We start from the raw sequence: 13,139 nt of genomic DNA on the forward strand, positions 1-13,139 counted from the left end.
CAAGCTTTTTTAAGATAAATGTGGGGCGAGAAACGGGTCTTGAACCCGCGACAACCGGAATCACAATCCGGGGCTCTACCAACTGAGCTATTCCCGCCATAAACTGCATAACACAATCTGTATTTAAAAGTGTTTTTACACACTTATAGCCAGATTGGCTAAAAACAATAGGCGTATTTTAACCACAACGGCTAAGGGTTTGTAAAAGATTTAAAGTTTTTTAGGAAAATAATCGGTGTTTACCTTTTTCAATTGAAATTTTTACCAAGTGAGACCCCTGTATTTAAAGAGACCTTTGCATAAATATGAATAATCATCAAGAATCCATTTTTCACCCACTTGGTAATTTTTTAAACCCAGTCTTAACTCTGCTAGGACAAGGTTTAAGAAAATCATTCATTGGGCAAAAAATGAATTTTGCTAATCATTCATATTTATGTAAAGGTCTCTTAAGGTAATTGCTGGGCTAATAGTGCAGAGTATTTAAGCGATAAGTAATTTTTTTGCGACGAATAAGCGTAGGGATGTAGTGCTTACTTCTGGAAAAATAAACTTCTAAATTTCCTTCTGAACTGACGATTTTAATGAGATTGTTATCGTTATTATGTACCTGTTGATAATGTTTTTTGACAACTTTTTTGCCGTCGTTTAACAAGAAATAAAAATCTTTTTTATTTGGGTTCTTTTCTAAGGCGTTGCTAATGGCCAAAGTTTGATTAAGCGGATCAACTTGAGTGTTGTCTAGGCGGATATCAATGTCTTTTTTTATATCATCACCATCACGCTCAAAGTTTTGATAATGCTGTGAGTGTATGCCAAATTGATTGATGGTAAAAACAGATTTTGAACGAATTTGATAGTCTTTGATTAGAGCAGCAAGCCCCTGAGTTTCTGCTTCTAAGGTATAGGTATAAACGCCGTTTACTTTATGTAGGGCAATATTCACTTCGGCAATCTCAAAATCTAACATTGATAGCGTATAAGTTGCCGTGTGTGGCTTGAGCGCTAGCACCGAAGTAGAAAGAAGCAGGAATAAGATAAAAAAATTCATTGTGAGACCTTTGCATAAATATGGATGATTAGCAAAATTCAATTTTTGCCCAATGGGTGATTTTCTTAAACCTTGTCCTAGCAGGGCTAAGGCTGGGTTTAAAAAATTACCAAGTGGGTGAAACGAGGATTCTTGATGATTATTCATATTTATGCAAAGGTCTCATTGTAAATAAAGTGCTTTTTTCAAAGGCGTGAAATATACCCTTGTTTTGGCAAAAAGATATATAAATTTAGTCAACAACATCCCTTTTTAAGCGTTTAAAATTGTCAATATATGGATTTCATTCAAACAATTATTTTAGCAATAGTGCAGGGCGTTAGCGAATTCTTGCCGATTTCATCATCTGCACACTTGATTCTTGTGCCTAAATTGGGTGATTGGGTTGATCAGGGTTTGGCATTTGATGTGGTGTTGCATTTAGGCACACTTAGCGCAGTTATTTTTTATTATCGTCACAGTATTGGTGAAATTATTGTTGCGTTTTTTAGTAAAAATCCCAATGCAGATGTTAATGCAAAACTTGGTTGGGGGGTGATTATTGCCACCATTCCTGTGGGCATTGCGGGTTTGTTGTTTAAAGGGGTGATAGAAGACAATTTACGCAGTCCTGAAGTTATTGCCTATGCCACTTTGTTGTTTGGGCTGTTACTTGGTTTGGCTGATTATTTAAACCGTAAGCGGGGTACTTTTAAGACAGATATTGGTTGGCTTGATATGCTTATTATTGGAATTTTTCAAGCATTGGCACTTATTCCGGGTACCTCAAGAAGTGGTATAACCATTACTGCTGCTTTGTTATTGGGGTTTGGTTATAAACTTGCTTTGAAGTTTTCTTTTTTGCTCTCAATTCCCGTTATTGTGCTTTCCTCACTGCTTATTTTTGTAGATTTGTATCAAACGCCAGAGCCAGTTAATTGGATATTCCTTGCAACTGGGTTTTCAACTGCGGGAATTTTTGCCTATTTGACACTCTATTTTTTTATCAAATCGTTAGAAAAAATAAGCATGTTGCCATTTGTTGCCTATCGAATTATTTTAGCCGCAGTTTTATTGGCTTTTTTCTAACGAAAAAGGTCTAACGCTTTATTGTAAACCTTAGTTTCAACGCCAAATAACCCTAATAAGGAATGCGAAATATTGTCATGTGACAAGGCTTGATCAACATTACCTGATTTTTTATTACTAAACCAAGCCAGCATCGGCACATGGGTTTGCGCTTTAGGGGCAATAACATAAGGCAATCCATGTAAATAAACCCCTTTCTCACCCAGTGATTCGCCGTGATCTGAAGCGTAGAAGACAAAACTATCGGGATAATTTTTCTTCATCAATTGAATGGCACTATCAATTAAATAATCGGTGTATAAAACACTATTGTCATACGCATTATCCACCTCTATATGGGTACATTTTTCAGGTGTATTTTTACAAGTGGGGGTAAACTTTTCAAAAGCCTGAGGATAGCGCTTATAGTATCTGGGGCCGTGAGAACCAAGGGAATGTAAGACTATCAATACATCAGATTGTTGCTTATCAATATAGCGCTTTAAATTATCAAGCATAGCAATATCAAGTTTATCTTGATAAAATATATTCTCATTTTCGATTCGGTTGCAAACCCCTTTGCAACTAGAATTATTGTCTAGCCAAAAAACCTTAACACCAGCCTTTTGCAAAATATCCAGTGCATTAGATTGATTGCCAGCTTTTTTCGGTGAGTAATCACGCTTGCCTAATAGTGAAAACATACAAGGCACAGAATAAGCCGTAGAAGTCCCACATGAAGCGACATTGCTAAAGTTCATTAGTGTGCGTTTTTCCAGTAGGGGGTTGGTTAATTTGTGGTAACCATTTAGTGAAAAACGATCTGCTCTTGCTGTTTCTCCAACGATAAAGATGCCTACGGTTTTTTTCTTATTGTTATTGCGGATAATAGCATCACTGCCAATCACTTTAAAGTCTTTTGTATCAAACATATCCTCAACATAAGAATACCCCGATTTAACCAAAAACAGCGGATTGATAAAATAACGCAAATCCCGATTTTCCCGACCAAAATAAGTAACATATTTCATATTAGCCCAAATCAAAATAATTGCAATAACAACAACAGCCAGCGTTGTTAAAATCCTGTTTTTACTTTCAATTAAGAAAGAGTGGCGTTTGATTTTAGCCATCCACAACAGTGTAATCGGCACAAAAGCAAAAATGCTAACATGCACTACCAGCGGCACAGACAACAATTCCTGTGCTTCTTTGGTATTTTGCTCTTTAATATTATCAACAATATTGGTTAACATAAATTGATCAAACACCACGCCAAGTTCTGCAAAATAACCAATAATGGCGCTGATTATTAGCACAATAGACAAAAATATTTTTAGCATATATTTATTGCTAAACAAGACCAATATTAAGTAAGTCAATACAAACATTGACGCCAAAAACCCCCAGAAAAATCCAAATCCAGAGGCTTCGAAAAAATCTATACGCTGGAATAACTTACCCCAAAATACCAAATTGTCGAAAACAACAATAAACCCACACACCAAGAGTAACAAACGATTAACAGATATTTTTAGCATAATATTATATTTCCAAAGATTTTTTTCTTAACAAGAAAAAGGCAATCATTAAGACCACTAATGCGGGTGCAAAGGCACCAAAAAAAGGGTCGTAGTTAAAGCGCAACGACACCACGCCACCAATGCGTGATGACAATTCAAAGAGTAAACTGACAACCATGCCTAAAAATATTTTCTTACCCAAAGTTGAATCTCTTAACGAGCCAAAGATAAACAACATGGACAACATTAACATTGCCACCAAAGTTACCGGTTTACTAGTGCGCTTATACAATTCCGTTGCAAAATCTTCAGAGGTGAGATTGTTGCTGCTTAAGAATGATATGTGCTTATATAGCGCTATCATAGATAACATTTGAGGCTCTTTTTTTAAGTTATTGATTAAACTTTGGTTAAAAGATACTTTGGCATTATATTGCTGATAATCCTTAGACTGAATGTCAGTAAATTTCCCAGTTTGTTTTAGTTGGTGGCGTGTTGTCTCCTCAAAATTTAATTGATTGCCGTCAAATACCGCCTTATCTGAATACATCACCGCATCTAATTGATGCTCTTTGTTTAATCGCATTAAAGTGATTTTCTTAAACACACTACCATCAAAGTTCTTTTTAACATTGATAATGGCATTGCCATCTTTCAACCAAAAACCTTGTTGACTTGCTGTAGAAATATTGCGCCCCAACGCCTTGGAACGATACAATTCAGCATATTTTGTCGTTACTGGCGCAACAAATTCACCCAATAATATTGTTATCAACATAAACAATAAGGCAGCAATCACCACCTTTTGTGCAATTTTCATAATAGAAATACCGCCACTTCTAACAACAATCAATTGCGCAGTTGTCGCCAAATGCCCCAATCCCAACAAGCAACCCAACAAAATAATTACCGAAGAATGTGCGTAAATCACCGATGGCAAATCAGCAACCACATAAATTATTGCCGATAACAGAGTGTAGTCTTGCCGTCCAATCAAATCCACTTCATTAATAAAATTAAAAAGCGCATAAACACCTGCCCAAATAACCATGACACCTAAAGTGTAAAAGAGCAATGTTTTGGCAATATAACGATCTAGGATTTTCATGGAGGCAATTTTATCATTGCCTTAACCGATAAATAAAATAAATGTTGTGAAACACACCAGCAGCTTTTTAATGGGCAATGGTATATTTATTCAATGACAGCACACAGGTTATTGGCTTCACAATGGGAATAAACAATAAAGTGGTTATTTTGCAACAAAATTTAAATCGTTTACACCAAAGGGTTTGGCGAGGAATCTTAGGGTATCTTAATTTAGATTGTGGTATAAAAACTATTTTTTGTCGTTTTTTTACAAAAAATGATTGACTTTTGAGTAGGTACTCGTATAATAGTTGATATCTTGAATGCAGATTCAAGAAAAAGCGTTAGAATTTGTTTTATATCTATTCTAATATAATTATAATTTTTTGGAGATTTCATAGTGAAAAAACAATTAATGATCGCTGCAGTTGCAGCAACAATGGCATCAGTCTCTCAGGCTGGTATTTCGATTACAGGTGATTCGTATTTTTCTTATGCTAACAATGCAATCGGATATGATGAGGATCAACCCGCTGATTTTGAAAAAAATGTAGACAGTCAGCGTGTTCGTTTAAAAGTAGTTGGAACGACAGGCGCTACTAAAGTAACCGCAGTCCTTCGTAACAACGGTGCAACTCGTGTTGATAGTAGTAACAAGGAACTGAGTGATAATGTTAGAAAAGGTGGTCTTCAAATGGATAGTTTATATATCACGACCAAAGCAGGTCGTTTTAATATAAAAGCAGGTGACTACTGGGGTACTATTGGTTTAGGCGCACGCTCTAAAGGTGCATCTAAGAAAAATGCAGTTGCTTTATCAGCTAAGGTTGGTCCTGCTACATTAGGCGTATATACCTCTGGTGATGATGCACATTCAACCAATGTAAATGCTTCAGCTAAGGTTAAAGGTGTCTCTATTAAAGCGGTACTTAATCCTAAGGAATTTACAAACTTATCTGTTAAAGGTACTTTCAAAGGTATTACAGGTGCTTTGGAATTACATTTGGATAAAACTAATGATGCTATAGCTGACGATGAAAAGAACAACACAACTTTAATTCATGTTAATGGCAAATTCCGTTCAATTAAGTGGGATGTGGCAAGTATTAGCAATAAGATAGCTTATAACGGACATGAAACAACTGGAGGTTTTAAGAACAGTACACTTGCACCTCTAGGTTCTATGTTAATAGGTGAAGGCGCTCGTGGCGGTACAGCAACAGCAGTGGCTAATGTTGGTCAATTTACTTCAATTGTTGGTGTAGCAGTTAGCACTAAGTTAGCAGGCAACACAATCAAAGGTATTTATACTAAAAACACAATGCCTGCTGGTATTGCTGGTGCCGATGATGAAAAAGCATCAGGCATAGAGTTAATTATTACTCGTCCTTTAGGTGGTGCTCAGTTGACAGCAAACTTTGGAAAACTTAGTGGTTTTAGTGACACTTATAAGACTATGAATGCTAGCAACAAAGGCCTTAGACTTGATGTTAAGTTCTAATCTTGGTTAGAAGTCTGATTTAAAGTTTGGTTTTAATGTTCAAACTTTAGATTAACACTTAAAAAAACCCTAGTGATTTTATTATCACTAGGGTTTTTTTTTCGCCCCTAATTCGAGTAAATATTGTTTGGTTCATTTTCAAAAAAAATAAACCAAGCAATTTGGCACTTATTTTTATCCCAAGTATTGAGACGCTGTTATTCTTTTGAAAATGTATTAGAGGTCAATGCCTTTTTGGGCTTTGATATTGGCTCTGAAAGCGTGTTTAATGTCTTTGATTTCGCTAACGGTGTCGGCACAATTAATTAATGCTGTGCTTGCCGCTCTGCCAGTGATAACAATGTGTTGGCTGGCTGGGCGGTTGTTGAATGCATTTAAGAGGGTTTGTTCATCTAGGTATTTGTAATTAATCATATAGGTAAGTTCGTCAAGAACGACTAAATTGATGGATTCATCATTAAGATATTGTTCGGCTTGTTGCCAAGTTTCAAGTGCTTTTTTGGTATCGTACTCTTGGTCTTGTGTGTCCCAAGTAAAGCCAGTTTTCATAAAAGTGGTTTTCACATTCGGCTGCTGGGCGAGAAAGGTGTCTTCGCCTGTGTCTTGCACACCTTTTAAGAATTTAACCACGGCAATTTGCATACCATAGCCAAGCGCACGGCAAATCATACCCAAGGCAGAAGAGGATTTTCCCTTGCCATTGCCTGTGAGTAAGACGATAATGCCTCTGTCTATATTTGCTTGCTCAATGCAAGCATCAATGTGCGCTTTTTTGCGCTGCATTCTGTCTTTATAACTTTGCGGCACTTAGGTTTGGGGTAATGCGTGGCATAAGGGTAAAAGCAACCATGACAGCAACCATCCAATATAGGGTAACTGGAATTTCGACGATTGACCAATGTGCTATATATGCTGGAAAATCGAGCCAACCTGTTTTGGCATAAGTGGCTGTAAAAAAGTAATAAGTGCCAGTTGCCATAAGCCATTGCACACTTGTGGCAACGATGATAAGAGATGCATTTTTAATAATATTACCCTCTACCATTAAAGCACTAATATATTTACCCACCCAGAAAATTCCATAGTAAGTTAGCGGCAACACACTATAAGCAGGGGTGATACAATTTGCACTAACACCCTGATGTATGATGGCATAATTGTCTATCGCAATAGCGCTAAAAATAAGCGTAAACACAACCCAAAAATGACGAAAATAAACGCCTGCAATAAACAACGCAGGTATGGTGAAATCAGGCAAATGCACGAATGATGAAAGCCAGTTGTCATGCCCACGCGTGGCAATCATTAGCAATATCATAATAAATACAGCGAATAGGGTGGTTATTTTTTTTGTCATTTTTTTATTCCTTGAGATCTTTGTATAAATATGAATGATCAGTAAAATTTATATTTAGTAAAAAAGTGGATCCTTGGTGATTATACCATTTTCAAAAATAAACTAAACAATCTAGTGCTCATTCTCATCTCAAGTATTGACACTATATTATTTGAGACCTTTAGAAATTGCAATTAATACCCAACTCAATAGTTCTACCGAGCTGATTGTAGCCATTGACAATTACATAATCTTCATTAAAGGCATTGTTAATATTAAACAATACTTTTATTTCTTTGTTGATGCGATATCCATTTGATAAATTAACCAAAGTATAGCCGTCTAATTTAATATCGCCTGCATCTAAACTGGAGGATTTTTCGATAATTTGCACTTTTGAATTGAATTTTCCATATTGCTTGCTAATGGACAGATTACTTGTATTTTTTGGCCTTCTTAGGCTTTGCGTGGTATGGTTGTTTTTCCTGCTTTTATTATAGTTGTGACTAAAGCCGACATTGTAATTAGCAACATTGGCATTGAGTGACAATTCAATGCCTTGGTTTGTGAGTTTGTCTTCATTGCTATAATGGTCAATATATGAGGGCGCAGTTGTAAATTTATAAGTTACCATGTCATTGACTGTGTTTTGATAGAGTTCAATATTTATTCGGCCCCACGAATGTTGTTTGTTTAAGCCTATGTTGATATTTTTTGAGGTTTCTGGTTTTAATTTAGTGGGGTTTTGAGGGTCGGAGGCTTGATAGAGTGATGGTGCATCAAAAGCAGTGTTGTAATTTGCAGTTAATTTAATGCCTTTGTATAAATTTTTGCCAATGCCAGTATTGTAAACAGTATGAGCGCCAAACTCACTGTGGTTAATGTGGCGAATGCCTGCATTGACATCCATATTAATAATATTTTTTTGCCAAGTTACAAATGCATTATTACTAGAAAATTCTTGCTTATCCGTGGTATTTTCATCATCAATTTTTGACAATCCGATATTAAGCAAGGCGTTGCCAACTTTAATATCATTAAGCAAAGTTGTGTTGGTGCTTTTGTAATCATCGCTAGCATAAATACTAACGACATTGTTTTCATAAGTGCTTACTTCGGTTTTACTTTGTATATGAGACAATTTGGCTGTCCAATGATTGTTAAATTGTTTGCGTACATTAATCGCTATCTTTTGAAATTTTCTATCTGCCAAACATTCATTACTACTGGGAAAGCCACATTTGTCATATTCGGTTTTGTTTTCACTTTCTAAATAACTGGCATTAAAATGCGTGTTGCCAAATTTAATTTGTGTTGCTTGATGGTTGATACTGTCTTTTTCGCCTGTTGTGTCGCTAATATGGGCATTAATACCATTGGTCGTATATTTATTATGGGTAAATCTAATAAAACCATCTTTATCGCCATCACTTGCTGATAATGCGTAAACTTTAGAATCGTGTGTACCAAATTTGGCATTTATTGTGGCATTTTCACCACTTTCACCTTTTTTAGTGGTAATAGAAATTACCCCTGCAATAGCGGATGCGCCATATACAACAGACCCTGACCCCTTGATGATTTCAATTTTTTCAATGTCATTTAATGGAATGTTTTTTAATCCATATCCAACGGCACCATCTACTGATGAAATATCGTTAATACTGACGCCGTCCACCAAAACCAAAGTGTGATCAGATTCATTGCCACGCATAAAGATTGCAGGGATATTGCCCTGGGCATTAACCAAGCCAACGCTCGGCACAGTGGCTAAAAAATCTATAAAAGTATTGACACCACTTGCTTTGATATCGTCCGCATTAAAACTAAGCGTTGAGGCGATTGAGCCAATAACAGGGCTGTCGGTGCGATATTCGGTGTTTAGGTAAATGGGAATGGGGCCTAAAGTTGCATGGGCGTTAAGGGTGGTGATTAATGCGATAGACGCAAGTGTTTTTTTCATGATTTCTCATCCTTCGTGATGTTAAAAAAATTAGGCTATGTGTCGGACTGATGCGATTGCAAATACCGTTGCGAGGACAGTGTGGGATTTTCACCCACTTCCATAATCAAACTGAGTGGTATTATAGATATTAAAATAGCTGAGTTCTGATAAAATTGTGTTTTTATTTTTTAATTATATGAGACCTTTGCATATAATATGGATGATTGGCAAAAAGTGGATTTTTGATGAATATTCATATTTATGTAAAGGTCTCTATATAGAGACCTTGTTAAGGGGTTCTAATCTAAGGAGTGAGTTTAAATGAGTCAGATTTATAATTTTAGTGCAGGACCTGCAATGTTACCAACGCAGGTGTTAAAGCAAATGCAGGGTGAATTGTTAGAATATGGCAATGCCAAAGCATCGGTGATGGAAATTTCACATCGGGGTGCAGATTTTATGGCAATGGCACAAAAATCAGAGGCCGATTTAAGGGGGTTAATGAACATTCCTGATAATTATAAAGTGTTGTTTTTGCAAGGTGGTGCATCAGCGCAGTTTTCTATGGTGCCAATTAATTTATTGCGTGGCAAAACAACGGCTAATTATGCACATACAGGACACTGGTCTAAAAAGGCAATTGCCGAAGGTGAGCGGTATTGCAAGGTAAATATTTGCACAGACAGTTCGGGTAATAAATACACCAATATCGATGATTTTTCAAAATGGCATATAGATGAAAAAGGGGCTTATTTGCATTACACACCGAATGAAACGATTGCAGGTTTGGAATTTGATTATGTGCCAGAGGTGGATATGCCATTAGTGGCAGATATGTCATCTACCATTTTATCGCGTGAGATTGATGTATCAAAATACGGCGTTATTTATGCAGGTGCGCAAAAGAATATCGGTATTGCTGGCTTGACTATCGTGATTGTGCGTGAAGATTTAATAGGTAGTGTGGTAAAAAATCAGCCAATTTTATTCGATTATGCAACACAAGCAAACAATGATTCTATGTATAACACACCTTCAACTTACCCTTGGTATGTGGCAGCCCGTGTGTTTGAATGGCTAAAAGCACAGGGTGGCTTAAGTGCCATGGCTAAAATTAACCAAAACAAGGCAAACACCCTTTACGAGGCGATTGATGCATCTGATTTTTATTCAAATCCTGTGGCAAAAAAATACCGCTCTTGGATGAATGTGCCTTTTTTGCTGGCTGATGAAAATTTAAATGGTTTGTTCTTAGAAAAAGCAACAAATAATGGGCTCATTACTTTAAAAGGGCATCGCTCCGTGGGAGGTATGCGTGCCAGTATTTATAATGCAATGCCACAAGAGGGTGTCGATCAATTGGTAGGCTTTATGCAAGATTTTGAGAAGGAAAACGGCTAATGAATAAAATACAAACGCTGAACAACATCTCTCCCGTTGGCTTGGATAAATTGCCAAGAGAGCGGTATGAAGTTTCTTCTGAGATAGCGAATCCTGATGCAATTTTAGTGCGTAGTGCCAAGATGCATACCTTGGAAATTGGCAATAATCTCAAAGCAGTAGGTCGTGCGGGTGCTGGCGTGAATAATATCCCACTGGATAAAATGAGCGAAAAAGGGGTGGTGGTGTTTAATGCACCGGGGGCAAATGCTAATGCGGTCAAAGAGTTGGTTATTTCATCAATGCTGCTTGCCAGTCGCAATATTTGTCAAGCGTGGAATTATGTTAATAACTTGCCTTTGGACAATTTAAAAACGGCGATAGAAGACGGTAAAAAGAATTATGCGGGCTCAGAATTGCCTGGAAAAACGCTTGGCATTGTGGGTTTAGGTGCAATTGGGGTGCAAATTGCCAATGCTGCGAATGCTTTAGGGATGAGGGTTATCGGCTTTGATCCGAGTATTACCATTAAGAGTGCTTGGAAACTCTCAGCTGATGTTGAGCAGGCGTTAAGTGTGGACGAACTGTTTGCACAAAGTGATTTTGTGTCTTTTCATGTGCCATTGGTGGCAGGTACTAAAAACTTGTTAAACGAAACGCGTATTGCTTTGTTGCCAGCAGGTGCCACGATTTTGAATTTTGCCCGTGATGGGATTGTTGACGAGGAAGCGTTGATGGTTGCCTTGGAGGCTGGCAAGGTTAAATATTATGTGACAGATTTCCCGATTGATGATAAAAAAAATCATGATCGTGTCATTGCCTTGCCACATTTGGGCGCTTCAACGGCTGAAGCAGAAGACAATTGTGCAATTATGGTGGCAAACCAAGTAAAAGATTATCTTGAAAATGGTAACATCTTAAATTCAGTTAACTTTCCTGAGGCAAAAATGCCAAGAGTGGGTGAATTTCGACTGGCAATCACGCATCAGAATATTCCAAATATGGTGGGGCAAATTTCCACTATATTGGCAGATGCAAAGATTAATATTATTGATATGTTGAATAAATCAAGAGAAGAAGTTGCTTATACTTTGATTGATATAGAGAGTGGCATTCCTGATGCAGTGGTTGACAATTTAAAGCAAGTTAAAGGTATTTTAAGCGTGAGGGCTTTGTAGAAAACGATGAACAAGACATTAAACGAACTCAGGGTTGAGATTGATACGCTGGACAAGCAAATTCAATCATTGATTGGCAAACGAGCTGAACTCGCTGCAGCCGTTGCAGAGGTCAAGCGCACAACAAACGACAAAGGGGGGTTTTATCGCCCAGAACGAGAAGCACAAGTTCTTCGTGCGATTATTGGGCGCAATGACAATCTACTTAAAGGCACAGACATGGCGCACATATTTCGTGAAATTATGTCCGCTTGCCTTGCTTTAGAGCAAAAAATTAAAGTCGCTTATCTTGGCCCCAAAGGCACTTATACGCAAGAAGCAACTTTGAAACATTTCGGACATGCGGTCTCAACCTTGGATTGCAGTAGCATTGATGAGATATTTCATGAAGTGGAAAAGGGCAATGCGAATTATGGCGTTGTGCCAATTGAAAACTCTTCTAATGGCGTGATTGGCGCTACAGTTGATATGCTTTACTCTCAAAATCTAAAAGTTTGTGGTGAAGTAGAAATTTCAGTTCGTCACCAGTTAATGATGGCAGACCAATCTCAGGAAATTAAAGTAATTTACGCACATCAACAAGCACTTGACCAATGTCGGCGTTGGCTCAACGACAATTACCCACACGCTGAATTACAGGCAGTAGCCTCTAACGCCTTCGCAGCAAAATTTATCAAAGATGAGCCAAACGCAGCAGCAATTGCCTCAGAAGTGGCACTCGGTTTATACGGCTTAGAGCGAGTTGCTAAAAATATTGAAGACAAAACAGGTAATACCACACGCTTTCTAGTGCTTGGCAAAGAAGAGGTGCCAGTATCAGGTAAAGACAAAACCTCCATATTAATAGTTGCCAAACATGAAGCGGGCGCACTGCTTGATTTACTATCCCCCCTTAAAGAACAGGGTATTAACATTCTGCAACTCGCACATCACCCCATCCCTAATGCCAAATGGGAATATATGTTTTTGGTTGATGTGGAAGGGCATCAACAAGAAGAGTCTGTGGAAAAAGCATTGGCACAAATTGCCAAAAAGGCAATTAAGATAAACATCTTAGGTTCTTATCCTGTTACGGTTTTGTAGGCAGAA

The 13,139-nt window shown here is 37.4% G+C and carries 12 protein-coding genes, 1 tRNA gene and 1 riboswitch; of the genes, 6 read left to right on the plus strand and 7 right to left on the minus strand.

Translation table 11 applies throughout. From position 1 onward, the window contains the following. Window positions 1–21: 21 nt before the first annotated feature. Window positions 22–97, minus strand: a tRNA-His gene (locus MS2017_RS04580). A 208-nt stretch (window positions 98–305) separates the two neighbouring features. Here MS2017_RS04580 and MS2017_RS11185 point away from each other — a divergent pair. Further along, window positions 306–458 carry a hypothetical protein gene (locus MS2017_RS11185; protein ID WP_164707607.1) on the plus strand — a complete coding sequence of 51 codons (153 nt, stop codon included), beginning with the start codon at window positions 306–308 and terminating at the stop codon, window positions 456–458. Between the two features lie 8 nt (window positions 459–466). Here MS2017_RS11185 and MS2017_RS04585 read toward each other — a convergent pair whose 3' ends face one another. Further along, the gene (locus tag MS2017_RS04585; protein WP_122951417.1) at window positions 467–1,198 is read right to left on the minus strand and encodes a hypothetical protein; all 732 of its coding nucleotides are present in this window, start codon (window positions 1,196–1,198) and stop codon (window positions 467–469) included. A gap of 129 nt (window positions 1,199–1,327) precedes the next feature. On the opposite strand from MS2017_RS04585, the gene MS2017_RS04590 reads away from it, so the two are divergent. Then, a complete protein-coding gene (locus MS2017_RS04590; protein ID WP_122951418.1) occupies window positions 1,328–2,119 on the plus strand; it encodes an undecaprenyl-diphosphate phosphatase in 792 nt (263 codons plus the stop codon). Here the strand turns inward: MS2017_RS04590 and MS2017_RS04595 are convergent. Continuing rightward, a complete protein-coding gene (locus tag MS2017_RS04595; protein ID WP_122951419.1) occupies window positions 2,116–3,639 on the minus strand; it encodes a phosphoethanolamine transferase in 1,524 nt (507 codons plus the stop codon). The genes MS2017_RS04590 and MS2017_RS04595 overlap by 4 nt on opposite strands. Window positions 3,640–3,643: 4 nt before the next feature. Then, window positions 3,644–4,729, minus strand: a complete 1,086-nt coding sequence (gene lptG / locus MS2017_RS04600; RefSeq protein ID WP_122951420.1) for an LPS export ABC transporter permease LptG — start codon at window positions 4,727–4,729, stop codon at window positions 3,644–3,646. A gap of 381 nt (window positions 4,730–5,110) precedes the next feature. On the opposite strand from lptG, the gene MS2017_RS04610 reads away from it, so the two are divergent. Beyond that, window positions 5,111–6,211 (plus strand): hypothetical protein, encoded by a 1,101-nt coding sequence (locus tag MS2017_RS04610; RefSeq protein WP_071564616.1) that lies wholly within the window; start codon window positions 5,111–5,113, stop codon window positions 6,209–6,211. Window positions 6,212–6,427: 216 nt separating this feature from the next. On the opposite strand, the gene cobO is transcribed toward MS2017_RS04610, so the two are convergent. The 3 genes from cobO to MS2017_RS04625 all read right to left on the minus strand — a co-directional run bounded on the left by cobO (window position 6,428) and on the right by MS2017_RS04625 (window position 9,510). Further along, window positions 6,428–6,994 (minus strand): cob(I)yrinic acid a,c-diamide adenosyltransferase, encoded by a 567-nt coding sequence (cobO, locus tag MS2017_RS04615; RefSeq protein ID WP_241156962.1) that lies wholly within the window; start codon window positions 6,992–6,994, stop codon window positions 6,428–6,430. Window positions 6,995–7,001: 7 nt separating this feature from the next. After that, window positions 7,002–7,568, minus strand: coding sequence for a hypothetical protein (locus MS2017_RS04620; RefSeq protein WP_071565335.1), 567 nt, complete (start codon window positions 7,566–7,568; stop codon window positions 7,002–7,004). A 160-nt stretch (window positions 7,569–7,728) separates the two neighbouring features. After that, entirely contained in the window at window positions 7,729–9,510 is a 1,782-nt protein-coding gene (locus MS2017_RS04625) for a TonB-dependent receptor plug domain-containing protein (protein WP_122951423.1), read from the minus strand. 17 nt (window positions 9,511–9,527) lie between these two features. Beyond that, window positions 9,528–9,668, minus strand: a riboswitch (cobalamin riboswitch). A gap of 145 nt (window positions 9,669–9,813) precedes the next feature. Between MS2017_RS04625 and serC the strand changes: the two genes are divergently transcribed. Genes serC through pheA form a run of 3 tightly spaced genes read left to right on the plus strand, consistent with a single transcriptional unit; the run spans window position 9,814 to window position 13,133 of the window. Beyond that, complete coding sequence (gene serC / locus MS2017_RS04630; protein ID WP_071565333.1) at window positions 9,814–10,893, plus strand: 3-phosphoserine/phosphohydroxythreonine transaminase; 1,080 nt, start codon at window positions 9,814–9,816, stop codon at window positions 10,891–10,893. Next, window positions 10,893–12,050 carry a phosphoglycerate dehydrogenase gene (locus MS2017_RS04635; RefSeq protein ID WP_122951424.1) on the plus strand — a complete coding sequence of 386 codons (1,158 nt, stop codon included), beginning with the start codon at window positions 10,893–10,895 and terminating at the stop codon, window positions 12,048–12,050. Before serC ends, MS2017_RS04635 begins: the two co-directional genes overlap by 1 nt. A gap of 6 nt (window positions 12,051–12,056) precedes the next feature. After that, window positions 12,057–13,133 (plus strand): prephenate dehydratase, encoded by a 1,077-nt coding sequence (gene pheA / locus MS2017_RS04640; protein WP_071565331.1) that lies wholly within the window; start codon window positions 12,057–12,059, stop codon window positions 13,131–13,133. Window positions 13,134–13,139 lie beyond the last annotated feature (6 nt).

This window comes from Bathymodiolus thermophilus thioautotrophic gill symbiont (assembly GCF_003711265.1).
In the GTDB taxonomy this organism is placed as follows: domain Bacteria; phylum Pseudomonadota; class Gammaproteobacteria; order PS1; family Pseudothioglobaceae; genus Thiodubiliella.

Bases quoted from the DNA above. Each gene is read 5' to 3' on its own strand.
- MS2017_RS11185 (WP_164707607.1), top strand. From the start codon at position 306: ATGAATAATCATCAAGAATCCATTTTTCACCCACTTGGTAATTTTTTA.
- MS2017_RS04585 (WP_122951417.1), bottom strand. From the start codon at position 1,198: ATGAATAATCATCAAGAATCCTCGTTTCACCCACTTGGTAATTTTTTA.
- MS2017_RS04590 (WP_122951418.1), top strand. From the start codon at position 1,328: ATGGATTTCATTCAAACAATTATTTTAGCAATAGTGCAGGGCGTTAGC.
- MS2017_RS04595 (WP_122951419.1), bottom strand. From the start codon at position 3,639: ATGCTAAAAATATCTGTTAATCGTTTGTTACTCTTGGTGTGTGGGTTT.
- lptG (WP_122951420.1), bottom strand. From the start codon at position 4,729: ATGAAAATCCTAGATCGTTATATTGCCAAAACATTGCTCTTTTACACT.
- cobO (WP_241156962.1), bottom strand. From the start codon at position 6,994: ATGCAGCGCAAAAAAGCGCACATTGATGCTTGCATTGAGCAAGCAAAT.
- MS2017_RS04620 (WP_071565335.1), bottom strand. From the start codon at position 7,568: ATGACAAAAAAAATAACCACCCTATTCGCTGTATTTATTATGATATTG.
- MS2017_RS04625 (WP_122951423.1), bottom strand. From the start codon at position 9,510: ATGAAAAAAACACTTGCGTCTATCGCATTAATCACCACCCTTAACGCC.
- serC (WP_071565333.1), top strand. From the start codon at position 9,814: ATGAGTCAGATTTATAATTTTAGTGCAGGACCTGCAATGTTACCAACG.
- MS2017_RS04635 (WP_122951424.1), top strand. From the start codon at position 10,893: ATGAATAAAATACAAACGCTGAACAACATCTCTCCCGTTGGCTTGGAT.
- pheA (WP_071565331.1), top strand. From the start codon at position 12,057: ATGAACAAGACATTAAACGAACTCAGGGTTGAGATTGATACGCTGGAC.